This is a genomic window from Dinghuibacter silviterrae (assembly GCF_004366355.1).
Taxonomy (GTDB): Bacteria; Bacteroidota; Bacteroidia; order Chitinophagales; family Chitinophagaceae; genus Dinghuibacter; species Dinghuibacter silviterrae.
This window is the reverse complement of record NZ_SODV01000002.1, coordinates 454,408-479,970: the sequence shown is the minus strand read 5'-3', so window position 1 is coordinate 479,970 and position 25,563 is coordinate 454,408. Positions and strand designations below refer to the sequence as shown.

At 57.0% G+C, this 25,563-nt stretch carries 18 protein-coding genes; 7 read left to right on the top strand and 11 right to left on the bottom strand.

Annotated features, from left to right (window positions below; genetic code table 11):
- Nucleotides 1-5: 5 nt before the first annotated feature.
- On the bottom strand, nucleotides 6-3,215 hold the full coding sequence (locus EDB95_RS19155; RefSeq protein ID WP_133995972.1) for a SusC/RagA family TonB-linked outer membrane protein: 3,210 nt from the start codon (nucleotides 3,213-3,215) through the stop codon (nucleotides 6-8).
- Between the two features lie 158 nt (nucleotides 3,216-3,373).
- The gene (locus tag EDB95_RS19150) at nucleotides 3,374-5,527 is read right to left on the bottom strand and encodes a cation:proton antiporter (protein WP_133995970.1); all 2,154 of its coding nucleotides are present in this window, start codon (nucleotides 5,525-5,527) and stop codon (nucleotides 3,374-3,376) included.
- Nucleotides 5,528-5,584: 57 nt separating this feature from the next.
- Between EDB95_RS19150 and EDB95_RS19145 the strand changes: the two genes are divergently transcribed.
- Entirely contained in the window at nucleotides 5,585-5,878 is a 294-nt protein-coding gene (locus EDB95_RS19145; RefSeq protein ID WP_133995968.1) for an ATP-dependent Clp protease adaptor ClpS, read from the top strand.
- On the top strand, nucleotides 5,878-6,519 hold the full coding sequence (gene aat, locus EDB95_RS19140; protein WP_246073747.1) for a leucyl/phenylalanyl-tRNA--protein transferase: 642 nt from the start codon (nucleotides 5,878-5,880) through the stop codon (nucleotides 6,517-6,519). Before EDB95_RS19145 ends, aat begins: the two co-directional genes overlap by 1 nt.
- A gap of 52 nt (nucleotides 6,520-6,571) precedes the next feature.
- Here the strand turns inward: aat and EDB95_RS19135 are convergent, their stop codons facing one another.
- The 3 genes from EDB95_RS19135 to EDB95_RS19125 all read right to left on the bottom strand — a co-directional run bounded on the left by EDB95_RS19135 (nucleotide 6,572) and on the right by EDB95_RS19125 (nucleotide 12,915).
- Nucleotides 6,572-8,986 (bottom strand): Tex family protein, encoded by a 2,415-nt coding sequence (locus EDB95_RS19135; protein WP_133995964.1) that lies wholly within the window; start codon nucleotides 8,984-8,986, stop codon nucleotides 6,572-6,574.
- A 155-nt stretch (nucleotides 8,987-9,141) separates the two neighbouring features.
- Complete coding sequence (locus EDB95_RS19130; RefSeq protein ID WP_133995962.1) at nucleotides 9,142-10,494, bottom strand: exonuclease domain-containing protein; 1,353 nt, start codon at nucleotides 10,492-10,494, stop codon at nucleotides 9,142-9,144.
- 18 nt (nucleotides 10,495-10,512) lie between these two features.
- The gene (locus tag EDB95_RS19125; RefSeq protein WP_162852689.1) at nucleotides 10,513-12,915 is read right to left on the bottom strand and encodes a mechanosensitive ion channel family protein; all 2,403 of its coding nucleotides are present in this window, start codon (nucleotides 12,913-12,915) and stop codon (nucleotides 10,513-10,515) included.
- An 80-nt stretch (nucleotides 12,916-12,995) separates the two neighbouring features.
- Here EDB95_RS19125 and EDB95_RS19120 point away from each other — a divergent pair, with 80 nt between their 5' ends.
- Together EDB95_RS19120 and EDB95_RS19115 are read left to right on the top strand one after the other, a co-directional pair.
- A complete protein-coding gene (locus tag EDB95_RS19120) occupies nucleotides 12,996-15,722 on the top strand; it encodes a valine--tRNA ligase (RefSeq protein WP_133995958.1) in 2,727 nt (908 codons plus the stop codon).
- 16 nt (nucleotides 15,723-15,738) lie between these two features.
- The gene (locus EDB95_RS19115) at nucleotides 15,739-16,152 is read left to right on the top strand and encodes a hypothetical protein (protein WP_133995955.1); all 414 of its coding nucleotides are present in this window, start codon (nucleotides 15,739-15,741) and stop codon (nucleotides 16,150-16,152) included.
- On the opposite strand, the gene EDB95_RS19110 is transcribed toward EDB95_RS19115, so the two are convergent.
- Entirely contained in the window at nucleotides 16,149-18,950 is a 2,802-nt protein-coding gene (locus EDB95_RS19110) for a TolB family protein (protein WP_133995953.1), read from the bottom strand. The two genes, EDB95_RS19115 and EDB95_RS19110, sit on opposite strands and share 4 nt — an antisense overlap.
- Before the next feature lie 38 nt (nucleotides 18,951-18,988).
- On the opposite strand from EDB95_RS19110, the gene EDB95_RS19105 reads away from it, so the two are divergent.
- The gene (locus tag EDB95_RS19105) at nucleotides 18,989-19,570 is read left to right on the top strand and encodes a hypothetical protein (protein ID WP_133995951.1); all 582 of its coding nucleotides are present in this window, start codon (nucleotides 18,989-18,991) and stop codon (nucleotides 19,568-19,570) included.
- Between the two features lie 6 nt (nucleotides 19,571-19,576).
- Nucleotides 19,577-20,092, top strand: coding sequence for a GNAT family N-acetyltransferase (locus EDB95_RS19100; RefSeq protein ID WP_133995950.1), 516 nt, complete (start codon nucleotides 19,577-19,579; stop codon nucleotides 20,090-20,092).
- Here the strand turns inward: EDB95_RS19100 and EDB95_RS19095 are convergent.
- Nucleotides 20,064-20,579, bottom strand: a complete 516-nt coding sequence (locus tag EDB95_RS19095; RefSeq protein WP_133995948.1) for an Lrp/AsnC family transcriptional regulator — start codon at nucleotides 20,577-20,579, stop codon at nucleotides 20,064-20,066. The genes EDB95_RS19100 and EDB95_RS19095 overlap by 29 nt on opposite strands.
- Nucleotides 20,580-20,698: 119 nt before the next feature.
- On the opposite strand from EDB95_RS19095, the gene ahcY reads away from it, so the two are divergent.
- Entirely contained in the window at nucleotides 20,699-22,030 is a 1,332-nt protein-coding gene (gene ahcY, locus EDB95_RS19090; RefSeq protein ID WP_133995946.1) for an adenosylhomocysteinase, read from the top strand.
- A 540-nt stretch (nucleotides 22,031-22,570) separates the two neighbouring features.
- Here the strand turns inward: ahcY and EDB95_RS19085 are convergent.
- The 4 genes from EDB95_RS19085 to EDB95_RS19070 all read right to left on the bottom strand — a co-directional run bounded on the left by EDB95_RS19085 (nucleotide 22,571) and on the right by EDB95_RS19070 (nucleotide 25,545).
- Nucleotides 22,571-22,912, bottom strand: a complete 342-nt coding sequence (locus EDB95_RS19085; RefSeq protein WP_133995944.1) for a hypothetical protein — start codon at nucleotides 22,910-22,912, stop codon at nucleotides 22,571-22,573.
- A 92-nt stretch (nucleotides 22,913-23,004) separates the two neighbouring features.
- Nucleotides 23,005-23,487 carry a hypothetical protein gene (locus tag EDB95_RS19080; protein WP_133995942.1) on the bottom strand — a complete coding sequence of 161 codons (483 nt, stop codon included), beginning with the start codon at nucleotides 23,485-23,487 and terminating at the stop codon, nucleotides 23,005-23,007.
- Nucleotides 23,488-23,539: 52 nt separating this feature from the next.
- The gene (locus EDB95_RS19075) at nucleotides 23,540-23,734 is read right to left on the bottom strand and encodes a hypothetical protein (RefSeq protein WP_133995940.1); all 195 of its coding nucleotides are present in this window, start codon (nucleotides 23,732-23,734) and stop codon (nucleotides 23,540-23,542) included.
- A 164-nt stretch (nucleotides 23,735-23,898) separates the two neighbouring features.
- The gene (locus EDB95_RS19070) at nucleotides 23,899-25,545 is read right to left on the bottom strand and encodes a SusD/RagB family nutrient-binding outer membrane lipoprotein (RefSeq protein WP_133995938.1); all 1,647 of its coding nucleotides are present in this window, start codon (nucleotides 25,543-25,545) and stop codon (nucleotides 23,899-23,901) included.
- Nucleotides 25,546-25,563 lie beyond the last annotated feature (18 nt).

Here is a 25,563-nt window from a genome sequence, read left to right as displayed (position 1 = left end):
AAAGTTTATTGAAGATCAGCCCTGAGGCCAAAAGTGAATTTCAAACCGGTAGGATAAATGATGTTGACCGAACCCGTCGTCGGGTCATACAGCTCGGGGTCCGGTATATCCTTGGCTTGTTTGAAAATGTGCAGGTTTTCCGCCATCCCGTAGACGTTCAGTCCCTTGATACCCATTTTGGCCGTCAGGGAGTGAGGCAGGTTATATCCCAGGGTCACCGTTTTGATCTTTATAAACCCGCCCTTTTCCAGGAAATAGGACCGGCTGATGTTCCAGGGATCCACGGCAGACGTGCCACCGGAGGGATAGACCAGCCTGGGGTAGGTGGTTTGGTCCCCCGGTTTGCTCCAGAAATTGCTCAGCGCGTCTCCTAAGGAAGCAGGGCCCGCGTTGACGCCCCAACTGCCGTAGCTCGCACTTCCGTTCAGGGCGTCGGACAGGTTTCCGTTCAGGATGTCGTTCCCGTAGGAGAAAGAGGCAAATACGGTCAGCGAAAGGCCTTTATAGGAAACCGTATTGGAAAAACCACCGGTCGCTTTTGGCAGGGGGCTTTTCCCATTCGTCACCTGGTCCTCGTAGTCGATGTTGTAGTCACCGTTCTGGTCCACGATGCGGGCATCCCCTGCCTGCATGGGCGTGCCGAAATACGTCATCTTCTGACCGGTGATCGGGTCGGTGGGCACGTCCGCATTGGTCGCATACACCCCGTTCACTTGCCAGAGCTTATAGGCAAAAAGCGGAGACCCCAGCGTCAGGGCTTTGCGGAACCAGGGTTGTCCGAAAAGCAGGTCCCTGTTGCCGTTGGGCAGTTGCGTCACCCAGTTCTTGTTAAAGCTGATGTTGAAAGTACTGTTCCACTGGATCTTCGAGGAAGGACCCAGGTTCCGGGTGCTGAGCGCGAACTCCAGACCGGTGTTGCGGACACCGGCATAGTTGCCGGAATAGTACATATAGCCCGTTGTGTACTCCGCGGGTATCTGCCAGAGGTACTTGTCCTTTGCATCCTTCTGGTACCAGTCCACGCTCAGGTTGATCCGGGAATTGAGCAACTCGATGTCGCCGCCCAGGTCCCACTGCGGATACTTCTCCCAACGGACGGAATTGCTGGATTTCGTCCCGGCGTTGACATAGTTGTCGCCATAGTTAAAGGGCGATACGACAGCCGTTCCATTATAGGTCGATGGCGTTCCCGACAGGTAGATGTACGAGGCATTCCCTGCCAGTGTACCGGTGGTGGCGCCGAGAAAGCTGGCGTCGTTGTAGAGGGCCTGGTATTTGGCGTACCAGCTCCCGGGGTCCTGGCCTGTGATCCCCCAGCTGGCCCGGAGTTTCAGGAAATTTACCGTCTTGTTCAGGGGCTTGAAAAAGTCCTCGTCGCTGGCGATCCAGCCCGCCGAAAAGGCGGGGAAGGTTCCCCAGCGGTAATTGGGGCTGTAGATGGAGCTGGCATCTCGCCGGAAAGAGGCCGTCGCCAGGTAACGGTCTTTGAAACGATAGCTGGCCCGGGCATAGTAAGACTCGGTCGTCTTCGTCATCCGTGACGTGCTGACCTGCAGGTTGGCGCCCGGCGGTACCGTCTGGAGGGTATAGATGCCCGATACCTGGATGCCGGCCGCGGATGCGGCGGTATAGTATTGGTTGGCCTCATACGCGGAATAGCCCCCGACCAGGTCCAGGTGGTGTTTGGCAAAGTCCCTGGAGAATGTCATGTAGTTCTCCCACGACCAGTTGGGGTTGCTGGCGTCGTTCATATAGGCGATGTTCTCCACCCCGTTTAAAGCGGTGGGGGAAAAGTATCCATACGACTCGTGGAAGTTGTTCGCGCCGAAGTTGGTGGTGATCATCAACCCGCGCGCCAGCGTGTCCGTCGCATTGACGCTGCCGAGCAGCGTAAGGATCTTGTCGTCGTCATAGACATCGGCCTGACCTGAATACTCGGCCACTTCCGCCGGTGTCAGTTGTATCAGGGAGGTGGGGAAATTCCAGGAAGTAAACAGGAACGGATTCCCCTCCTGGCCGGCCCCGTGCATATGTTTTTCCGAGGAAAGCCGCAAGTCCGCATTCACGCTCAGCTTCCGCATCGGGTTCAGCGTAAGGTTGATGTCCGGGGACAGGCGTTGGAGCGAGTAGCCCTTGACCACCCCTTGTTCGCTATAGTGGTTCAGCGAGATGCGGTAGGCGTTGTTTCCCGCGAAGTAACCCGCCACGCTCAGGTCCTGGTTATTGACGATGGCCGTCTTCCGGATCAGCATGGCCTGCCAGTCCACATCCCCGTTGAAAACGGGATTCAGGCTGTCGGTCAATGCCTGAGGGATGCCACCCAGGGCCAGGTCGGAATAGCCATCCTCTGTGTTGAGGAGCTCCAGCTTCAGCGCACGCTCTGCCGCACCCGTGAGTACTTTTTTGAAGTTGGGTTGCGCCGTCACACCCCCGTAAGCGCTAAAGCTGACCTGGGGTTTTTCCGACCGCCTGGCCCTTTTCGTCCTGACGATGATGACGCCGTTACCGCCCCTGGCGCCGTATATGGCGGAAGCCGATGCGTCTTTTAATACGTCTATGGATTCGATGTCGTTCGGGTCGATCAGGCTCAGCGGGTTGGACACCGAGTACGCCCCCTGCATATTGTTTACATCATAAATCACCCCATCGATAACATATAAGGGGCCGGTGTTACCGCCGTTCGCATCCCCGTAATCCATGTCCGTGGATCCCCGGATGACGATGTTGGGTTTTGCTCCGGGTTCACCTGTCATCGACTGGACACTCACGCCCGCCAGGCGGCCCTGGAGCATCACGTCGAAACTGGCCTCGGGGACGTTTTCGATCTCCTCCCCTTTGATAGACGACACCGCAGCGGTGACATTCCGTCTTCGCTGTGATTGGTAGCCCACCACGACCACGTCGGACATGCTCGACTTGGACGCCGTCATAATAATGTTCAGGTCACCGGATCCCTTGACCACCCTGGTCTGGTAACCTACATAGGTAATGGTCAGGCTGGCCGGAAGATGACCGACGGTGATGGTAAATACACCTTTACTGTTGGTGGTGACGGCGTTCCGGGTGCCGGTCTCCGTGACGGTAACACCCTGGAGGGCGTCACCCGCGTCCGTCCGGACGGTGCCGGTTACGGCGGAGGGTTGTTGCGCCAGTAGCGGGACGCAAGGGGCCATAAGGGTGACAGACACCCAGCAGGCAAGCAGATAAGCTCTCATAAGAAGTTAATTTTTAGAGCAAAACAATCGCTGTCCCTCTCTTCAAATGAAGGAAGGATCTAATAATTGTCAATTTTACATTTATTAAAATAAAAGTAAGAAGTCTGTCGTACTGGAACAGTAACGGAATTATCCTTTTCTTATCAGAAATTGATGCGCTATTTCCGGCCCTTGAAAAACCGCTTCACCATCTTTCCAAGACGGTTGAAGTTTTCGATCTGTTCCTGGATCGGCGTCAGGATCAGGTCCTCGGAACGGATGCCGGGCTCGAACGCCTCCGCCTCATTTTGTTCAGGATAGATGACGATGAGGTTGGTCGCGGGGAAATGCCGCTGCAGACGGGCGGGGGCGTTGTCTGCATAATGATGGTAGGACAAGGTCCCCTTCCGGGCGCTGACCAGGATCAGCAGGTCGTTCCCCGACACCGTGCCGTCGAGCGCACCCGTAAGGTTTTCCGGGTCCTTGAGCAATTCATGGCTGTATTCCAGGGCAAGTTGGGCGCCTTGTATAAAAGCGTCGCAGGCGACGAAAGTCGGCTGGGCGCAGCAAAGCACCAGCCGGGAACCGGTTTCCTTGCAAAGCCGGAGCACTTTGTGCATCCAGTGCGAAAACCCCACCTCGTATTCCGCATTCCGGAAGGCAACGACGTATATTTTGGCGGTGGTGTTCAGGGGGACGTGGAACAAACAGGAATAAATGGTTTCCCGGACGCTGCCCAGGATGTTCTCCTGGGTCGTCCCGAAAAGGGTGCCCCAAAGCCGCTCGGTGGTCGATGCTTTCTCCTCCCAGTCCAGGACAACGTCGGTGATCGCCAGCTCCTTCACGGTACGGGCGATCCCGTCAACGACATTGAGGTCGATACGCGTGATGGTCTGTACTTCGTTCTCCGTGGCGGAGGCGCGCGCCACCGTCTGTTCCTGGACGCGATGGCTCAGGACGATCTTTTCCCGGGCTTCGTCGTCGTCCTTGACGACCACCAATGAAACGATGGGCGTTTCCAGGCTCGACTCCTTGATCATCACGGCAAAGTCCAGCAGCCCTTCCGCGCGCGAAGGGGACAGTACCGGGAGCAATATTTTTTCCGGCCCCTTGTCCAGGTCCGGCTGTCCTTCGGCTTCGGACACCGCCAGGCGGGTGCCGGCGTTGGACGCCACAAAGGAGGCGACCATACACGTGATCAGGATGAGGATGATCGTCCCGTTCAGGACGTTTTCGTCGACGATCTTCATATTATACCCGATCAGGATCACCGCGATCGTCGCCGCCGCGTGCGCGCTGCTCAAACCGAAGATCACGTTCCGCTGTGTCGGCGTATACCGGAAAAGTTGTTGGGTGATCCAGGCGGCAGCCCACTTTCCCCCGAGGGCGACCGCCGTCAGCACCCCTGCGATGATCAGCGCTTCGGGCCCCCTCAGCAGGATGTGCAGGTCCACCAGCATCCCCACGCTGATCAGGAAAAAAGGGATAAAGATGGCGTTCCCCACAAACTCGATCCGGCTCATCAACGAGGACGTCGTCGGGATAAGCCGGTTCAGTGCCAGACCCGCCAGGAAGGCGCCGATGATCGCATCCACGCCGGCCAGCTCCGCCAGGAAGGCTGCCAAGAACACCAGCGCAAAAACAAATATGAAGTGGGTCACCTTGTCGTCCTTGATCTTTTTGAAAAACCAGCGGCCCAGCCATGGGAAACCCCACAACACCGCCGCCGCAAAAATGGCGATCGACACCCCCAGTTGTATCCAGAAACCCTGCCCCAGTTGTCCTTTGCCATACCCCGTAATCACGGCTAAGATCAGCAGGACCGCCGAGTCCGTAATGATGGTCCCCCCCACCGTGATCGTCACCGCTTCGCTTTTGGTGATCCCCAACCGGCTCGCGATCGGGTAAGCCACGAGTGTATGTGTCGAGAACATACTGGCCGTCAGCAGGGAGGCGATAAAATTGAAGTGCAGGACATACGAGCACACCAGCATACCCAGGCAAAAGGGAATACAAAACGTCAGCAGTCCGAATATTCCGCTCCGGTACCGGTTCTTTTTGAATTCGTTCATGTCCAGCTCCAGCCCCGCCAGGAACATGATGTACAACAAACCCGCCCGGCCAAAAAGGTCGATCGATCCCTTTTCGATCAGGTCAAAACCATGGTCGCCGATGGCTACACCCGCGAGGATCAATCCTATGATGCTGGGTATGCGGAACTTCCTCAGGACGATCGGTGCCAGGAGAACGATAAACAGCACCAGGGAAAAGATGGGCACGGGGTCCTTCAGGGGCAACGTCAGACTCATCGCTAGAGATAACGGGTGCATCATAGGCCTGTAATTTAAGGGAATAGTGTAAATTTGCCGCAGACCAATTTCTTTCACCCTATGCCTGCAACCCGCCCCTGGGAATCGGAAGACCTCGAAACGGACATACTGGATGAACAGCCCTGGAGCCTCATCGTCTGGAATGACGAGGTCAATTCTTTCGACTGGGTCATAGAAACCCTGGTGGAAGTATGCGGACACAGCTACGAACAAGCCGAGCAATGCGCCCTGCTCATCCACCACCGGGGTAAATACGCCGTCAAAAACGGCTCCTACGATGACCTGGAGCCTCAATGTACCGCCATCACCGACCGCGGCATCGGCGCCACCATCGAAGCCGCCGTCCGGAGCTAATGCTGTTTGCGCTTGATCATACGCTGTCCTTCCCCCCCGTCGACCGGGCAGAGCCCGACGGTCTTTTGGCCATAGGTGGGGATCTTTCTACCCAACGTTTATTGATGGCTTACCGGGAAGGGATCTTCCCCTGGTACGAAGGCGACACCCCTCTCTGGTGGTGCCCCGATCCGCGCTTTGTCCTGTATCCCCCCGCCCTAAAGGTGTCCAAGAGTATGAAGGGGCTCTTCCGCAAAGGCGTGTTTACTTACGCCACCAATCAAAACTTCCCTGCCGTCATACGCGCCTGCAAACAAACACCCCGCAAAGGTCAGGCCGGTACCTGGATCACCGACGAAGTGGAAAGGGCCTATACCGAACTCCACCGCCTCGGTTATGCACACAGCGCCGAAACCTGGCAGGACGGTGTCCTTGTCGGTGGCCTGTACGGCATCCGCCTGGGGCGGGTATTTTTTGGGGAAAGCATGTTCAGCCACGTCAGCAACGCCTCCAAGTTCGCCTTTATCTCCTACGTGGAACAACTCCGCGCCGAAGGCGTCGAGCTCATCGACTGCCAGGTGTATACGGCCTACCTGGAGAGCCTGGGGGCGCAGATGATACCGCGCAGCGAGTTTGTGGCGCGGGTGCGGGGGCTGCTGTAGGGCGCCGCAGCGGGTTCAGCAGCGACGTAGCGGGCGCCGCGACCCGCGAACTTTATTTTCCGAACTTCTTCTTGAGCTGCGCCAGCGCGTCCTCCATGGACTCGGATTCCTTTCCGGGGCCGCCGTGCGCGTCGCCGCGGTTGCCGCGATGATCACCGCCGCGACCGCCGCCGTGATTTCCGCGCTGATCGCTTCCGTGTTCGCCGCCGCGGTGTGATCCGCCATGATCACCGCCGCGGCCACCGCCGTCGCGATGCGATCCACCGTGATCACCGCCACGCCCGGCGCCATGCTCGCCCCGCTGGCCGCCGCGGCGCTGGTCGCGCCCGCCGCGGGCCGCCGCCGCCCCCTCAGGATCCGCCTGCTTGATCGACAGAGAGATGCGCTTGCGCACCGTATCCACCTCCAGCACCTTCACCTGGACCTGCTGGTTCAGCTTCAGCACAGTAGAAGGGTCCTCGACATACTTATGCGCGACCTCGGAGACGTGCACCAGCCCGTCCTGCTTCACGCCAATATCCACAAAGGCGCCAAAACGGGTAATATTGGTTACAATACCGGGGAGGATCATCCCCGCCTGGACTTCTTCAATAGAATAGATCTGGGCGAATTCAAACTGGGTGGCCTCGCTCCGCGGGTCGAGCCCGGGCTTTTTCAGTTCACCTAAGATGTCCTTTACGGTGTGCTCGCCAAAGGAGGCGGTGACATATTTTTTGACCGGTATCTTCCCGATCAGGGTGTCGTTACCGACGAGGTCCGAGACCGTGGTGCCGAGGTCGCGCGCCATTTCCTCTACGAGGGCGTAGGCTTCCGGGTGGACCGCGCTTTTATCCAGAGGGTTGTCGCTTTCCTTGACACGGAGGAAGCCCGCGCATTGCTCGAATGCTTTTTCACCCAGACGGGGAACCTTGAGCAGCTCGCGGCGGCCGCCGAATTTGCCCACCTCGCTCCGGTAGCGGACGATGTTTTCCGCCAGCGAGGGGCCGATACCGCTCACATAGCTCAACAGGTGTTTGGAAGCGGTGTTCAGGTTGACCCCGACCTGGTTCACGCAGGACACCACGGTCTGGTCCAAGCGCTCCTTGAGCCGGACCTGGTTGACGTCGTGCTGGTACTGCCCCACCCCGATGGACTTCGGATCGATCTTGACCAGCTCGGCCAGCGGATCCATCAGGCGGCGCCCGATGCTCACCGCGCCCCGGACCGTGATGTCCTGTTCCGGGAATTCCTGGCGGGCGGTTTCTGATGCGCTGTACACCGACGCGCCGTCCTCATTGACAAGGAAAACCGGGAGCCCCAGTTCCAGCCGTTTGACGAACTGTTCCGTCTCGCGGCCCGCGGTTCCGTCCCCGATGGCAAATGCTTCTATCTTGTAATGACTGACCAGGTGACGCAGCTTGCCCGCCGACGCCTCCGCCCGGTTGGCTTCGTGTACATAAATAAGGTCGTTGATCAACAGGTCGCCCTTTTCATCCAGGCAAACCACTTTACAACCCGTGCGATACCCCGGGTCTATGGCCAGGACGCGTTTGCTCCCCAGCGGGCTGCCCAGCAACAGTTGGCGCAGGTTTTCAGCAAACACGGCAATGGCGTCTTCGTCCCCCTTTGTCTTTAGCAACGTCCGGAGTTCGCTTTCCAGGCTGGGTTGCAGAAGGCGACGATAGGATTCCTTGACGGCTTTTTTGACTTGTTCGCCCGCCTCCCCGGAAGACTTTACATATTGGTCTTCGATCTGCTGAAGGGCCAGTTCTTCCTCGGGCCCGATGGCCACCCGGAGAAAGCCTTCCAGGAAACCCCTCAGCACCGCCAGGATGCGGTGGCTGGGGACGTCCGACACCGGTTCCTGGTAGTCGAAATAGTCCTTGTATTTGATGGCTTCCTGCTCTTTGTCCGGCACGACCTTGCTTTGGAGCGTGGCCTTGCGCTCAAATAAACTGCGCATCTTGCCCCGAACCGTTGCATCCTCGTTGATCATCTCCGCGATGATGTCCCGGGCACCCTGGAGTGCGTCGTCCGCGGAGGCGACCTTCTCGTTGATAAAACCGGCCGCGGAAGCGGAAACGTCCATCGGTTTTTGCTCCAGCAGTTGCATCGCCAGCGGTTCAAGGCCGTTCTCCCGGGCGGTCTGGGCGCGGGTCTTGCGCTTGGGTTTGTAGGGCAGGTAGATGTCTTCCAGTTCCGCCAGGGTCGTGGACGCATTGATCTTAAGCTGAAGGTCGTCCGTCATCTTGCCCTGTTCCGTGATGGTCTTTTCGATAAACGTTTTCCGTTCCGAAAATTCCTGGAGGAACTTCGCCGTGTCCTGGATCTGCTGGATCTGTACCTCGTCCAACGCCCCCGTCCGGTCCTTGCGGTAACGGGCGATAAAGGGGATGGTGGCGCCTTCTTCGAAAAGGGTCAGGGTCGCCTCGACCTGTTGTATGCGTATCTGGAGCCGAGCGGCTACATCCTGGGCAAACTGTACCATGGCGCGAAAGTAAAAACCGGAAATGAAAGAAAAAAGTTGTCTCGTATGTTTCGGCGAAAGGTTATATTAATAATATAACCTTTCGCCGAAACATCGCTAATGACCTGCGGTCGGGCCCCTACGGGGCCCCCTTCGGGCAGCGGGCCTGTGGCCCGCTAGACTGTAGCTAACTCTATTTTTTTCCCTGGCCACCGTTGTATGTATCTGTAGATCAACCCCCGTATATAATCATGATCGGGATAGGGCGTGAGCATATTTTTGAGTTCTTCCACCTGGGGTACGGGTACGCCCCTGGGCAGGTAACCCATCCCGTAGAACCGGCCTTCTTCCATAAGGATGCACGCCTCGTCCGCCGACCCTTCCGCGCGTTCGACGACGGCGAAAGTAGGCAGGCTTTTCCGCAACGACGCCACGGCCTCCATCACCCTGGCATTGTAGGCCTCCACCGCCTCCCCGCGTTCCTCGTAAAGGAAGGGGCCCGCGGTCCTGTCCAGGAAACACATCCGCGGACAAAGGTCAAACTGCTGGATCAGTTTGCGCAGCATGGACTGACCTTCGACGAGCATGTTAAATGTATATACGGGTTCGAGGTGCTTTTTCTTCCCGTCCAGGACCAGGTGGAGGTACCCTTTGACGTCCTCGAAAACATAGAGGCTAAACGCTTCCACGGGGTGTTTGTGGGCATAGTTGAACAGGGGCCAGAGCCGCCGGATCTCGGCGTGTTCGAGGATAAAAGCCATAAGCTCCGACCCGCAGACCTGGAAGGTCACTTCGTGAATATGGCCCAGGAAAGACTGGCGTTTGAGCCCCGTATCGTTCCCGGCAAAATGCCCCAGGACCCGCTTTTTCAGGTTGTTGGCTTTGCCCACGTAGACCACCTTGCCGTGGGCGTCGTGGAAGTAGTACACCCCGGGACCGGTCGGCAGTTGCTGGATGAGCGTTTCCGACAAGTTCGGGGGGAGCTGTTGCTGGTGTTGTTTGCTTTTCAGCATGGCCTCCACGTGACCGCCCCGGTCTTCCCCCAGGATGCGGTGGAGCACTTCCGCCGTTGCCTGCGCGTCCGCCCCGGCCCGGTGGTGCCGTTCCATGGTCACGCCCAATTGCCGGGTCAGCTTGCCAAGGCTATACCCCGCCAGACCCGGGAAAACTTTACGCGAAAGCCGGACCGTGCAAAGCTTGCGTGTATTCAACCCAAACCCCGCGTGGCGCAGGTGGTGCTGTACAAAAGAATAGTCGAAGTTGACGTTGTGCGCGACAAAAACCTTGTCCTGCAAAAGCTCGAAGATGCGGGGGGCCACCTCTTCAAAAAGCGGGGCCGAGGCCACCATCTCGTCATCGATGCCGGTCAGGACCTGGATAAAAGGCGGGATAGGCTGTTCGGGGTTGACCAGGGTTTCGTAAAACTCCAGCACCCGTTTGCCGTCGGTGATGACGATACCGATCTCGGTAATGCCGTGCTCGCTGGCATGGCTCCCGGTGGTTTCAATATCGACGACCGCGTAGAGCATGGGGACTGTGCAAAGGTATTACATTTCCTTTTCCCCCGTTTCCCGTACGTAAATATCCTGAGCGGGATTGACCAACCGGATCTTTTCCCGGGTAAAAGCGTCTTTTAGCTCGGAAATGACCGCGTGTGTAAGACTCCCCGTATTCCCCAGGTCTTCCGCCCAGAACAACAGCTGGAATTCCACCCAGTTCCCCGCAAAACCACTGATCAGGACCGAGGGGCCGGGGCTGCTCATGATATCTTTGTGCGCGCTCAGGACGCCTTTGAGGACGTCGGTTACCTGGGCCACGTCCGACGCCTGGTCGACCCGTACCCTGACCTCCACCCTCCGGTTCCGGTTGGACAGGGTCCAGTTGACGAGGTGTTGGCTCAGCAGGTCGCCGTTGGGGATGATGATGTCCGCGCCTTCGAAGTTGGAAATCTTGCTGGCCCGGATCCCGATCTCCTTGACGATCCCCGAGCGGCCCGCCACTTCGATCTGGTCCCCCACCTGTATCGGCCGTTCGAAAGCCAGGATGATCCCGCTGACGAGGTTGTTGACGATGGTTTGGAGACCAAAACCGATGCCCACACCCAGGGCGCCGATGATAAAGGATATTTTTTCCAGGGGAATACCGGCCGCCCCGACGGCGATCAGGAAGCCGATGGTCAATACCCCCAGCCGGACGATCAGGGCCATGGTGCCCATCTTGCCTTTACGGCCCTCCTGACCCGATCCAAAAAGGAAATTGATGAATTGGGAAAGAAAGGAGGCGATCCAAATGATCAGCAGGAAGACAAACACGCTGCCAAAGCTGAAGGTAATGCTACCCAGGGTCCTTTGTTTGGCGATGAAGTCCGCCGTCAGCTCGTACAAGGGCTCGAAAATGCTCATGTTCCGGGTGAACATGATCAACCAGAAAAGACCGGAGAAAAGACGCAGGAAAAACTGAAAGCGTTTTCTCAGCTCGGTGAAATTCAAAAAGGCCGAGAACCGGCTTTCCTTGTAGGCCTCCGACTGCATATAGATGATCTCCAGGACGATCGTCGACGATACCCAAAGCAACGCGGCGTACATCAGGCTGTGGATCCCGGTGAGGCCAAACAGTTTCGACAGCGTGGTCCTGCCGGCCACGTTAAAACCCAATGACAGGGTGGAAAAGATCGTCGTAACCACCACCAGGCTCCGGAAAATAGACGGATAGGTGATCCCGGCGAGCAGCTTCCCCGGGGACCGCAACAACCGGTAACAAAGAAGCAGGCTTGCAATCGCTCCGGCCACCAGCAACCAGCGTTCCAGGTAAGCCGTTTCACCCAGCAGGTCGTCTATGGCATAGCCCACCCAAAGGATGGCCAGCCAAAGACCCAGCCGCCGTCCCTCCCTGGTCAGGTAGGGATACAACAGGTAGCCGAGACCGATCAACTCCAGGATCCCCGTGAAGTGCAGGTAAGACATGGGTATATTGGTTTCCAGGAAGGCACCGAAAGTCATCACCAGCACGATACACCCGACCAGGATGCTCCGGCGCAGGAAATGGACCGGCGCCAGGGAAGCGACCTTATCCCCTTTGCGTTTGATTCTGAAAAGGTTAGCCCAAGTCCACAGCACCAGCACGACCAACACGACCAGGTTGATGCTGCGCGTATCCCAGGTGCTCGTCATATAAAACCCGATGACCCGGTAAGCGCGGGAGAAACCCTCGCCGATGATGGTAAACAGGTTGGTTTTATACTCCGCCGGCCGGATGCCCCAGAGCTCATTTTCTTCCCTGTTCCAGATCTCTTCCTTGACATGCTTGATGCGGTAATTCACTTCATCGCTGATGTCGTTGGCCGCCAGGTAAGCCATTTCCACGCGTTTCTGCAACAACCCGATCCGTGTAAAACCCGTCCGCTGCAGGGAATCCACCTGTTTGTATTGGGAATCGATGATCCGGAGCTCCTGTACCGCCACCTGGTACAAGGCCGAGTCGGCGGGAAGGGTTTTGATCGTGGAGTCGTCCACGATATTCTCCACCTCGCCCGATATGGCGTTCATCTCCTGGGAATAGCCATTGAGCGTATTCTGCCAGCCTTTCAATTTTTCCGTGGATTCCGACATGAGGACCAGGAAACTGTTCAGGCTTCGCAAATTCATTTGCTGTCCACGGGTGGCCAGGAAGTCCTTGAACCGGGCTAACCCGGCCTCCACCGTGGGCAGTTCTATCGAGATGGCAATGGTATCGAATCCGTGTTGGTAAAACGTCCCGATCTGGTTGATCGCCAGCGAAAGTCTTTCCTGTTTGCCCAACAAATAGGGCACCACCGTATCCGAAGCCCCCGTCACCTTAATCACCGAATCATTCTGGTCCACCTGCTGGAGGATGCGCTGCTGTATCGGGACGACCGCCTTGTGGTGGTGCTGGGCGTGGAGGGTCACCGTCCAAAAAAGCGCTAACGACATCAACACCGGTGTTCTCAAAAGCCTTATAGGGTGCATTTCAGGGAGATTTGAGGGGAAAAATACAGTATTTTTGCCCTCCCATGGAATTAAGCAAGAATTATATCCCCTCCCAGGTAGAGGACAACTGGTACCAACATTGGCTGGACAAGCGTTATTTCAACAGCAAACCGGACAACAGGAAAGCGTTCACCGTCGTCATCCCCCCGCCCAATGTCACCGGCGTGCTCCACATGGGTCATACCCTGAACGAGACCGTACAGGACACGCTTGTCCGGAAAGCCCGTATGAACGGGTATAATGCCTGCTGGGTTCCCGGAAGCGACCATGCCTCCATCGCCACCGAGGCGCGAGTCGTCAATATGCTCAAGGAAAAGGGTATCGAAAAATCATCGCTCACACGCGAAGCCTTCCTCCGGCATGCCTTTGAATGGAAGGACAAGTACGGGGGCATCATCTATAGCCAGATCCGCAAGCTGGGTTGCTCGGTCGACTGGGACCGCGTCAGCTTCACCATGGACGATCACTATTACAAGGCCGTCATCCGGATCTTTATCGACCTCTATGGCAAGGGCCTCATCTACCGCGGCGCCCGCATGATCAACTGGGACCCGAAAGCCAAAACCGCCCTCAGCGATGAGGAAGTAGAATACAAGGAGCTCCAGGGACAGTTGTACCACGTCCGGTACCCGTTGCTCGATGCCTCCGGGGCGCCGTCCGGCGAGTTCATTACCATCGCCACCCAGCGCCCCGAAACGATCATGGGCGACACCGCCATCTGTGTCAACCCCGGCGACGAGCGCTACCGGCACCTGCGGGGATGGAAGGCCGTTGTCCCGCTGGTCAACCGCCCCGTGCCCATCATCTTCGACGACTATGTCGACCCCACCTTTGGTACCGGTGCACTCAAGGTGACCCCCGCCCACGACATCAATGACTATAACCTGGGGCTGAAGCATCATCTGCCCATCATCGACACGCTCAATGACGACGGCACCCTCAGCGCCGCCGCCGAAGTCTTCGTCGGCGAAGACCGCTTTGTCGCACGCAAAAAAGTCGTCGCTGCGCTGAACGAAGCCGGACTCCTCGTCGGTACCGAATCGTACGCCACCCGCCTCGGCTATAGCCAGCGTAACCCCGACACCGTCGTTGAGCCCCGCATCTCCACCCAATGGTTCCTAAAGATGCAAGACCTCGCCGGCCCCGCGCTGGCCGCCGTCAACGACGGCGACGTCCGCATCCACCCCGGCGACAAGTTCCTCGCGACCTACCGGTATTGGCTGGAGAACGTCAAGGACTGGTGTATCAGCCGGCAATTGTGGTGGGGGCAGCAAATCCCGGCGTTCTTCGCGCCCGACGGGACCTTTGAGGTCGCCGCGACCGTGGAAGAAGCGCTCGCACAGTTTCAAGCGCGCGAGGCGCAGCCTGCTGGTGCGGGCGGCGGCGCCGCCGCGCCATCGGCGACCGCCGCTGCCTACAGCGCCCTCCGCGCGGAGGACCTCCGCCAGGACCCCGACGTCCTCGACACCTGGTTCTCCAGTTGGATCTGGCCCATCGAAGTTTTCCACGGCATCACCCAACCCGGCAACGCCGAGCTGAAATATTATTACCCCACCACCGTCCTCGTGACCGGCCAGGACATCATTTTCTTCTGGGTCGCGCGCATGATCATGGCCGGTATGGAATTCGAACACCTCCGCCCCTTCGACGACGTCTATTTCACCGGGATGGTCCGCGACAAACAGGGCCGCAAGATGAGCAAGAGCCTCGGCAACTCGCCCGACCTGCTTGACCTCATCGACCGCTATGGCGCCGACTCCACCCGTTTCGGGATCATGATCGCTGCGCCTGCGGGGAATGACCTCCTGTTTGACGAGGCTTCCCTGGAGCAGGGGCGCAACTTCAACAACAAGCTGTGGAACGCGCTAAAGCTCGTCAAGATGTGGGAGGCGCGGCAGGCGCCCAACGCGGCCGGTGGGCCCGGCGCGGCGCCCCTTGCCGGCGACGCCCTCCCCTTCGCCGTCGAATGGTTCGACCACCGCCTCCGCGAAGTCCGCGCCGAGGTCGACGCCCTTTTTGCCGACTTCCGCCTCAGTGAAGCCCTCAAGACGATCTACTCCCTGATCTGGGACGACTTCTGCAGCTGGTACCTCGAATGGGTCAAACCCGGTTTTGAACAACCCATCTCCGCGGCCGTCTACGCCCATACCGTCCGTTTCTTCGACCGGCTCATGGAGCTCCTTCATCCTTATATGCCCTTTATCACGGAAGAGATCTACCACCTGCTAAAGGAAAGGGCCGAAGGTGACGACCTCTGCATTGCCCAGTGGGTCGCAAGCGCCCCGCCCGATAAAGCGATCCTGGAACAAGGGCTCTTTCTCAAAAACGCCATCACTTCCATCCGTGACGCCCGCAACAAACAACAGATAAAACCCAAGGACCTCATCCAGCTCTGGATCCAGACAAAGGAACCCGTAGACCGGATGATTTCCCTCCTGCAAAAACAAACCGGCGCCGAAAACGTTTATATCAATACCGAACCCGAAGCCGGGGCGGTATCCGTTGTCGTCGGAACCACGGGCTTTGCCCTGAAAGCCCCGCACACCCTCGACACCGGTCTGCAAAAAGCCCAGCTCCAAAAAGACCTGGACTACCAGCGCCGGTTCCTGGATTCGGTGGAAAAGAAGCTGGGCAACGAACGCTTCGTTGCCGGCGCCCGCCCCGAAGTCATCGAGCTCGAACGCAAGAAAAAGGCAGACGCCCTGGCAAAGATCAAAACGCTGGAAGAAAACCTCCTGGCCCTGGGGTAAAAGGGCTGCGCCTGTTATGACCCGATTATTGTATATCGTACCCTTCCTGTTCTTGTGTGCTGCGGCCCCGGTCCGCCTCAAAACTACCTGGGGCAGCCAGGCCGGCGGTATCATCGACACCAACGTCGCCCGTACCGTACTGTCCGTTCCGGTCACCGTCACCGACGACAAGGGCGGCACCTACACCGTCACCCGTTTCCGTTTCAGCTTCCGCCAGCAGTCCTTTTACCAGGACTCCACCGGCAAGATAGACACCACCTTCCGCCTCTTCTCCCGCATTTTCTACGCCTCCACCATCGACACCGCGTGGAGCGCCAACATCGCGGAACAGGTACAACCCGGCGATGCTTTTTTTATAGACAATGTCATCGTCAAAGATGCGAAGGGCGCAAAAGCGCTCGCGCCTGACCTGGAGCTCGATATACGCTAGAACAGGATCGGCAGCAGGATCTGGAACTGGTTCGGCCCGATCCCCAAAAGGTTGTTGTCAAGCAACCGGTAATACCCGATCCCAAAACTCACCGGCAACTGGTTCCACCACTGCGTATCGAAGTACAACTCCAACCCCGCCGTACGCAGGTGGTATTGGGAATTGGGCACCAGCCCGTTCAGGTACGTCTGGTCGTACAGCACGTTCGCCCTTAGCCGGAGCAGGTAGACGATCCCTCCGACGCCCGCGTCCGGGTAGGCCAGCGGAAAATGGTAGTTCACACCCCACTTATACATCTCCGGGAAATTGATCCCCGGATACCCGCGGGAGATCGGAAAATCATTGGTAAACGTATAATGCCCCAGCGTGTCCCGCCGCTGGTACGCCCCGTTCAGCACCAGGCTGTGGCTCTTCCAAAGCCCCGGCAGATACACCGACCCTTGAAGCAGCACCTGCCAAGCCAGGGGATCGCCTAAGGTAGACCGCTGAAAGTCCGCCGAAAAAGTATGGGCCCAGTGCGGAAAGATCTGCTGGAGCGTCTGCTGTGTCTGGGTGCTCCAGGTCAGGTCGTATTGAAGGTATTCGACGTGGGAAGTCGAGAAATATTTCCCATACACCGGCGGGATCGACAGCTGATCCGTATGGACAGAAAACGCCGGTGTCAGAAACTGGTACAACCGCCCATGCGAAAGGTCCAGGGGCACGCTCGTCCCCAGCCCCGCCTGGAGCTCGTCCCAGTGAACGACGTTCCCCCGGTTCGTCACGCCGGTGCGGTGCGTCGTATACCCCACCGACCCGCTGATCCACGGATACCAGGCCCCGTACGTCGCGCCCGCGCTGACATTGCTGCTGGCTTCGTTCTGGTTGTAGTCATACCCTACCTGCGACTGGAAAGTATTGAGGACGTTTTGTCCATACACCGTAAAAGACCAGTCCGGGTTGCTGTAGTAAGGCCGGAAGCTATGGAAGTTAAACAGGTGGGAGGCTTTATGATACACCTTTGACGGGTAAAAAACATTCGTGTCCAGACGCGTCAGCGCATCCAGGGCCTTGTCCTGTGTAAAACCCGCGGGCAGCAAGGGCGTCGTTGCATTCAACGCAAAAGAATCCGCCGCCAAAGGCGTCCAGGGAAAGCTCGCGGTGGGCGCCGTGTACAACGCCATGCCGTCCGCTGTAGGCGTCGTCCACGTGACCTCGTTTCCCTGAACCGACGGCATATAATAGGCCCTGACCCCGTCCGTTAGCCGGTACAGCATCCCCTGCCCCTTTACAAAAGCCATCAGTTGTTCCCCCTGCCCCTGCCGGGCCGAAAAGAAGACGGTATCCCCCGCTATATAGGGATACGCCAGTACATGGAAGGAAAAGGGTAGCAGCAATGTTTCCTCGTGCGTGCCTGCGTCCATCCACAAAAGAGACATCCGCCCGACCCCATCCCTGACACCCGCCACGATATGCTGCCCGTCCGGCGTCCAGCGCGGCATGACATAGAAGTAACGGTGCGGATTCGGCATCGTATCCAGGACGTGTCCGTCACCGGTACTCAGAATCCGGAGCGAGGCCGCGCCCTCCGATGGCATATTCACCGCCACGACCTTTTGTCCGTCGGCAGAGATATCAGGGGCGAAGTAACGCGCCTTGTGGGTGAGTGTTTTTTGCTCCCCCGTACGGACGTCCAGGAGCCGGATGTCGTTGTATTCCCTCAGCCCCCACCGAAGGTCCGGCTGAAACGCGGCGTACACGGCCTTTCCATTATGGTAGGAAAAATAGTTATCCTGCACGACATCCATCGTCCTGAGGCGACGCCCCCGTACATAGAACGCGGGGACCTGCGCATAACCGGCTTTCGCCACAACCTGCGCCCCGTCAAAGGCCTGTTGATAGGTCACCAGTGCATGTTTTTTCAAGGGCGTCAGCAAACGCCCGGCCACCGCGGTATCCCCCGCCAGGATCCGGTCTTTATAGGTACGCATGGCCGTATCCCGGAAGGCCTGGAATGAAAGCCCCGTATATCTTTTCACCGCCTTCTGAAACGGGTAGAAACCACCCCGGGCCGCCGCCGCGTCTCCCGCGATATTCCTCCAGACATCCGTTCCATACGTCGCCCGTCCATAAGACACCAGGATGAAGCCCAGGGGATACCAGTTCGGCACCAGGTCCCGGTAAGACCCGTTGCGCCACTTTTCCCACGTATACTCCCGGTTACCTGCCCATAGCGCGGTAAAATCATCCAAGAATGACGGTAACCTTCCCCTACCCTCCCGGCTCACCAGCGTCTCCTGGAAAACCGCGTCCCCTTCAAAAAACCAGTTCGGCACCGTCAAAGCGTTCCCCAGGTCCTGCCCCTGCTGACCAAGGATATAAGACAACACCTTCGAAAACCCCCGGTCGAAGTTCGTATACTGCTGTACGTGCCGGTATTCATGGATGGCCAGGTTTTCGTAAGGGGGCAGGCTCCCCAGGCTAAACACATCCTGCGGGGGATTCAGGTAAAACTCGCTCCGGAAAGGCCCCAGGGCGACAAAGCCGTTCTCATACGTCACATCCTTCTGAAACACGATGTCGATCTTCCGCAACCGGTTCCCGATCGAATGCCCCGTCGAACGGTTCAGGTAGTGTACAATCTGGGCCACCCGCAGCGCCTGGCTATCCATCCCCGCGGGATAGATGATCCTGGCCGTATCCGTATTCAGCTGCCGCCAACGGACCGAAGCAGGATTCCCCCCAAATACGTCTTGCGCGAAAAGAAATTGTTTATATTGTATCGAAACGAGGAAAAGAACGGTTATGAATACCTTCATGGCATCAATTTACAATGTTTTCTAATATCCTGTCTGCTATGGAACTGAAAGCACCCACCCCCGCCAAGATGACCCACCGGTTCGCATTTAAGATCATGGTCTGTGCATTTTGCGGCATCCACATCCCCCTAATCGGTATGCTCGTCTATTTTTTTTCCGTCTCCGGAACACCCTCTACCCTGCGGATCCTTTTCGCCATCCTTATTTTTACGCTGGCCGGCACCGGGGCCACCCTTTTGATCATCAGCCGGATGATGCGCCCCCTCCGGTCCGGTAACCTCGCCCTCCAGCAATACATCTCCACCTGGCAGCTCCAGGCCTTACCCAAACATTCAAACGACGAGCTCGGCATCCTTTTCCAACAAGTCGAATACCTCATGTTCGTCCTCCAAAGAACCGTCACCGAACGCAACAAAATCCTCGAAGCCGCCATCACCTCCAACGAAGACTTCCACCGGTCCATCCAGCAATTCATCGAAGCCCGCGATGCGGCCTATATCCACGACGACCCCGGCCAAATGCGCGCCGCCCTCGAAGACGTCCTCCTCACCGTACAGGCCAAGCTCGCCTCGGCGACCCATATTTTGCATACCTTCGAGGAATCGCCTACAAGGCTCTAGAAAGACATGACCACCATCCGAGACGCCGTCATCGAAGACATCCCGCTGATCCGCCGCCTGGCCCAGGACATCTGGCCCGCCACCTATAGCGAACTGCTCAGCCCCGAACAACTCCAATATATGCTGGAGCTGTTTTACAGCCCCACCGCCCTCGACACCCAGATGCGCGAGGGACACCGCTTTCTCATCCTCGAAGAAGACCACGTCCCCCAAGGCTTTGCCGACTTCAGCGAAATAGACCCGCCCGGCACCATCAAGCTCCACAAGCTCTACGTCCTCCCCACCGGCCAGGGCAAGGGCTGGGGCCGCCAACTCCTCGGACAGGTCATCCGCCTCTCCGAAGCCCTCGAAGCCCACGCCATACAGCTCCAGGTCAAGCGCGACAACAAGGCCAGGCATTTTTACGAGAAAATGGGGTTCCGCGTGTTGCACGAGCTCGACCTCGAAATCGGGAATGGGTATTATATGCGCGATTATATTATGCAGTACGACCTCAGTACACCAACTGATGGGTCTGCTTGATAATGCCCATCACGAACACGCTCTGGAGGTGCCCAATATCTTCGATTTCGCTGAGTTTGTGGACGTGGAAATGGTAGTACGCATCCATGTTCTCCACCGCCACCTTTAGCATAAAGTCAAACTCGCCGGAGATGTTATAACACTCGATCACCTCTTCCATCGCGTCGATCGCCCGGATAAATTGAGCCCCCGACTGTTTGTTGTGCTGTTTCAGCGATACATAGCAGATCACCATCAGTCCCTTTTTGACCTTCGCATGGTCCACCAGCGTCACGTACTGGCGGATGACCCCGGTCTCCTCCATGCGCTTGATCCGCTCGTGCACCGGCGTTGTGCTCAGGTGCACCTGGGACGCGATCTCCCGGACCGTGATCCGGGCGTTTTCCTGCAGGAGCCGCAATATTTGGAGGTCCTTCGTGTCCAGCGCCGGGATAGCACCCGCGCCCCCGGCGACAGCGTTTTTGCCTGCGGAGCCCTCTTTTTCCATGAGTTTTATGCTGTTTGTACTACAAAATACACCTTAAACCTTATTTTTCCCTAAAATATCAAAATCTTACTGATATTTTATTCTACAAACTTAGCTTTGCACGTAATAAAACAATGATCATGTCCACCACGTACACAAAAGCCAAGATCGACCTGAGTCTTCCCTATAAGGTAAAAGACATGGGCCTGGCCGCCTGGGGCCGCAAGGAAATCGAGCTGGCCGAAGCAGAAATGCCCGGTCTGATGTCCCTCAGGGCTGAATATGGAAGCACCCAGCCCCTCAAGGGCGCCCGCATCGCCGGTTGTCTCCACATGACGATCCAGACCGCGGTCCTCATCGAAACCCTCGTGGCCCTCGGCGCGGAAGTCCGCTGGAGCTCCTGTAATATCTTCTCCACCCAAGACCACGCCGCTGCCGCCATTGCCGCCGCCGGCGTCCCCGTTTTCGCCTGGAAAGGCCTGAACGAAGAAGAATTCAACTGGTGCATCGAGCAAACCCTTTTCTTCGGCAGCACCGACCGCCCCCTCAACATGATCCTCGATGACGGCGGCGACCTCACCAACATGGTGTTCGACGTCTACCCCGAGCTCATCCAGCACATCCGTGGTCTTAGCGAAGAAACCACCACCGGTGTACATCGTCTCTACGAGCGCATGCAAAAGGGAACCCTCCCCCTGCCCGCCATCAACATCAACGACTCCGTCACCAAGTCCAAGTTCGACAACAAATACGGCTGCCGCGAAAGCTGCGTCGACGCCATCCGCCGCGCCACCGACGTCATGATCGCCGGTAAGGTCGCCGTCGTTGCCGGTTTTGGCGACGTAGGTAAAGGTTCCGCCGAATCCCTCGCCGGCGCCGGTGCCCGTGTCATTGTTACCGAAATCGACCCCATCTGCGCCCTCCAGGCCGCTATGGAAGGCTACGAAGTCAAGAAAATGTCCAACGCCGTCAAGGAAGCCGACATCATCGTCACCACCACCGGTTGCCGCGACATCATCACCGAGAAAGATTTCCGCTCGATGAAAGACAAAGCCATCGTCTGCAACATCGGCCACTTCGACATCGAAATCGACGTCGCCTGGCTCAACAAGAACTATGGCTCGACCAAGGTCGAGATCAAACCCCAGGTCGATAAATACACCATCGACGGCAAGGACATCCTCCTCCTCGCCGAAGGCCGTCTCGTCAACCTCGGCTGCGCCACCGGCCACCCCAGCTTCGTGATGAGCAACTCCTTCACCAACCAGACCCTCGCCCAACTCGAACTGTGGGTCAACCACGGCAATTACGAGAACAAGGTCTACGTCCTCCCCAAACACCTCGACGAAAAAGTCGCCCGTCTTCACCTCGCCAAAATTGGCGTCGAGCTTGATGAGCTGACGACCGCGCAGAGCGAGTATCTGGGGATACCCAAGGAAGGGCCCTTCAAACCGGATTACTACCGCTACTAAGCGGCACGTCTATATAAACGCACAAGGCCCCGGATTGCTCCGGGGCCTTTTCCTTGATCACACACTTGCCTATTATATATTTGGTTCCAAACATTTACCACCTACGGCCTCTGCAATAGTCCCTGTGGACGTGTACCGGGGCATAAAACCTTTCGCGATAGACCGGCGCGCAGTAGGCCGGGGCCGGAGCGCAATAAACGGGAGCAGGAACTGGTGCGGGCGCGCACCAAACACGCGGAGCAGGTACAAACACCCTGGGCGCGGGTATGATAACCCGGGGAACCGGTACGAAGGCACGGACGCTCACAAACTGAGCTTTCGCGGAAAAAGCAGCACCGGCAAGAGCAACGGTGGCGATAACGGTCAGGAGAGTAATCTTCGTTTTCATAACCTTGTGTTTTAGTAGTGTTCTATATATAAGACATCGAAATGTATTTTACGTTTAAATCCACAGCGTTAGCATCATGTTAAAGGCCCCGGTCGAAACCGGGGCCTTGCATTACACATTATTCTTCAAACACAAACCAAATCCATTTTTACTTACCACCTGTCGTGACGCAGGTCCCTGCGGTCATGACCCAGGTCGCGGTAGGTCCGGTCCATACGGCCGCGGTCGATGCGGGCGTCGTAACGGTCCCCATAAGCGCGGTCCCTGTACAGGTCGTAACGGTCGCGGCCGATAGCGCGTTCATCCATATAGATGTCCCTGCGGTCGCGGTACACATCACCCCTGTGGTAATACCCGTAGTTGTAAGCGGGAGCCGGCGCATAGTAGTGAGGAGCAGGAGCGTATCCATAACCACACTGAGCCTTGGCAGTAATAGCGGCACCGGCAAGAACGACAGTAGCGAGAGCGGTCATCAGTGTAATTTTCGTTTTCATAACATTTGTTTTTACGTAGTGAGCAAATTGTGTTGCTGTATATAGGACCGCGCGCTGTATTTGCAGTTTAAGGGGAGGGCGTTAGGGGTGTGTTAAAGCCGTTGGCCTCTTTTAAGGGGATAACCTGACCATTTGGTCTCTCTGCGCGGCAAAAAATACCCTTTGATCATATTGGGGTTGCGGATCGCAATCTGGATGTGGGTATTCTCCCTGAAGCCTGCGCCATTGTAAAGCGCCCGACCCTCCGGGAATAATGCCCGCACCGAGTCAAAAGGCGCTAAGCCTTCCTTATGGAAAAACTGGTGCACCATCTTTATAACTGCACAATCCAGACGCCTGACAATATGGTCTGCGGGTTTCTTAATCTTTAAGTTACCGGGAGGGTGATGCGCATAATACCAAGCCCGCTCGTAGTTGTTTTGCCAGAAATATACCCCGTCTCCAAGCCAATCCCAGGAATTATTGCTTGCCTTCATTTGCTTTTTGCCTGAGACAATATCATCACAAATTGACCGCTCGCAGCCATGGAATCCTATCAATAATCCCGGCTCGGCAGAATAAATGAAATCCGCCATGGATTATAATTTACATGGAAACGCAGAGAGGTAGAATGAGGAGTTGAAAAAGTCAGGCAGGAGACTTTTTGCCACGGGCCTTTTGGGTGGCAACAGATTTACCGCTTTTCAGAGAAGGAGCGTTCGCAAGAATATCACCCAAGCCGCTTGCCAACAAAAATTGTTTGGCTGCAGCAGGAGATACCCTTACTTCCGCCTTTTTCTTAAGCAGGGCCTTCTTCACAATTTGATATGCGGTATCTGTCATCACACAAATTTAAGAATTATTTGCCGGTTACGAAATTTCCTGTTTAGTCTTCATACAACAGCTAATTTCGCCGACTTATCCGAATCCCCAATAAACTATTACACTATTATAAATAAAAAGCCGCCCCGAAGGGCGGCCATTATCAAAACCAAAAATCCAACTGTTTACTTAGCAATCCAAATCTTGGCACTGACGACATCAACCCCTTTCGTCTCCGCATACCAGTTGTTATAGTTCAACTGGGACTCGGAAGAGGGATAGGTATACCGTTGATACCCCCCGTAGGTCGTGGTATAGTAGGAGGCGTTGTTGGGATCCTGCGGCGTCATGATGCCGGTCCGGCGCATGAGGGTCCAGGCGTCCCAGGGCTGGCGGATCATATCGATCCACTCTTGGGCATATATCTGCTTGAGGGCCGTTGCGGAATTGAAGGCAACCACGGGATTCGCCAGGAAAGCGGTCATGGTGGCGTTGTTGGGGAGGCTGGTCGGTTTGTTGACCACCCATACGCTGGAGGTCATGGCCATAGTGGTCCAGAAATTTACGGAAGCGGTGATACCGGCATAGTATTCTGTCTGGGCGGTGGCCATGTCCTGGGAGACACCGTACCCACCGGCGTAGGCTTCGGCCTTCAGGAAGTGGACCTCGGCGGCGGTCATGAACAGCTCGGGGATGGCTCCGTTGCTGCCGGAGATGACGCCGTCGCGGCTCCAGTAGTAGTTGAAGTTGGCGTAGAGGTTGGTCGTGGGGTTGCTGGGATCACCGTCCTTGTTGGCCCAATCGGCGTCCCTGAGGGTGTTATAGGGGTCGCCTTGCTCGGCGGGTGTCGAGGACGTCGGGTTTTGGGGGTAGGGGTTCCATTGGTTGGCGTTGTTGCCTTCAAAAAAGATGGTACACCTTGGGTCGAAGATGCCGCTGCCGTCGAGGGCGTTGGTGCTGGACATCCATTCCCACATACAGGTGCCCATGCGGAGACGGCACTCGGTCCCAAAGGAGTACGCCCGGGCGGGGAAGGTCAGACCGGCAATGTTGGCTTCGTACAAGCCGATATTGTCTGCCGTGGTGTAAGCGGACAGTAAGGGCTTGGTCAAAGCATCGGCGATGATCGGTCCCGCATCGGTGGGGTCCTTGCCATAGATCGTCAGCGCAAAACGGAGACGAAGGGAATTGGCGAACTTGATCCATTGGGTGATGTTTCCGTTCAGGACACCGTCGCTGGTGCCGAGGGCGAACTGGGTGGCATCGGTAGCACTCAGGTTGTTGACGGCCCAGGTGAGGTCGGACAGACAGGACAGGTAAATGCTTTGCTGACTGTCGTAGGCAGGCGTGAGGGCCGCCGTACTGTTGGAGATGGCTTGTCCGGCCTTGGAAAAGGGTATGTCCCCCCAGAAGTTGGACACCTTGATTGCCTGGTAGGCGCGCAGGGTCTTCAACATGGCCTTTACGTTGGTGTAAATCGCGGTGTCAGGCTGGGCGGTGATAAAGTTCATGGCCGCGGTATAGTTGGACAGGTTCGAATAAAAGTCGGACCAGGCGCTGGTGCTTCCTCCATAGAGGTAGTCCGATTTTGTATACACCGCACCTTGTTGGGTGATGGGATAGATCCAGCCGTTGTCGTCGCGTTGTTCGGTATTCGCTGTGGCATCCAGGTTGGCAACAAATGCAGTAAACAATTGGGGAAGGGTCGGCGTGGGTGACCCGTTCCAGGGGGTATTGATCGTTTTAAAATTCTTGGTACAAGACGCAAGCCCCACGATCAGCATCAGTGCTGTGCCCAGGGTTAGCGCATTGCCTTTATTGTATCTGGTCATAAAGAAGTTATTTAATGG

Coding starts and splice junctions, on each gene's coding strand:
- EDB95_RS19155 (WP_133995972.1), bottom strand. CDS start 3,215: ATGAGAGCTTATCTGCTTGCCTGCTGGGTGTCTGTCACCCTTATGGCC.
- EDB95_RS19150 (WP_133995970.1), bottom strand. CDS start 5,527: ATGATGCACCCGTTATCTCTAGCGATGAGTCTGACGTTGCCCCTGAAG.
- EDB95_RS19145 (WP_133995968.1), top strand. CDS start 5,585: ATGCCTGCAACCCGCCCCTGGGAATCGGAAGACCTCGAAACGGACATA.
- aat (WP_246073747.1), top strand. CDS start 5,878: ATGCTGTTTGCGCTTGATCATACGCTGTCCTTCCCCCCCGTCGACCGG.
- EDB95_RS19135 (WP_133995964.1), bottom strand. CDS start 8,986: ATGGTACAGTTTGCCCAGGATGTAGCCGCTCGGCTCCAGATACGCATA.
- EDB95_RS19130 (WP_133995962.1), bottom strand. CDS start 10,494: ATGCTCTACGCGGTCGTCGATATTGAAACCACCGGGAGCCATGCCAGC.
- EDB95_RS19125 (WP_162852689.1), bottom strand. CDS start 12,915: ATGTCGTTAGCGCTTTTTTGGACGGTGACCCTCCACGCCCAGCACCAC.
- EDB95_RS19120 (WP_133995958.1), top strand. CDS start 12,996: ATGGAATTAAGCAAGAATTATATCCCCTCCCAGGTAGAGGACAACTGG.
- EDB95_RS19115 (WP_133995955.1), top strand. CDS start 15,739: ATGACCCGATTATTGTATATCGTACCCTTCCTGTTCTTGTGTGCTGCG.
- EDB95_RS19110 (WP_133995953.1), bottom strand. CDS start 18,950: ATGAAGGTATTCATAACCGTTCTTTTCCTCGTTTCGATACAATATAAA.
- EDB95_RS19105 (WP_133995951.1), top strand. CDS start 18,989: ATGGAACTGAAAGCACCCACCCCCGCCAAGATGACCCACCGGTTCGCA.
- EDB95_RS19100 (WP_133995950.1), top strand. CDS start 19,577: ATGACCACCATCCGAGACGCCGTCATCGAAGACATCCCGCTGATCCGC.
- EDB95_RS19095 (WP_133995948.1), bottom strand. CDS start 20,579: ATGGAAAAAGAGGGCTCCGCAGGCAAAAACGCTGTCGCCGGGGGCGCG.
- ahcY (WP_133995946.1), top strand. CDS start 20,699: ATGTCCACCACGTACACAAAAGCCAAGATCGACCTGAGTCTTCCCTAT.
- EDB95_RS19085 (WP_133995944.1), bottom strand. CDS start 22,912: ATGAAAACGAAAATTACACTGATGACCGCTCTCGCTACTGTCGTTCTT.
- EDB95_RS19080 (WP_133995942.1), bottom strand. CDS start 23,487: ATGGCGGATTTCATTTATTCTGCCGAGCCGGGATTATTGATAGGATTC.
- EDB95_RS19075 (WP_133995940.1), bottom strand. CDS start 23,734: ATGACAGATACCGCATATCAAATTGTGAAGAAGGCCCTGCTTAAGAAA.
- EDB95_RS19070 (WP_133995938.1), bottom strand. CDS start 25,545: ATGACCAGATACAATAAAGGCAATGCGCTAACCCTGGGCACAGCACTG.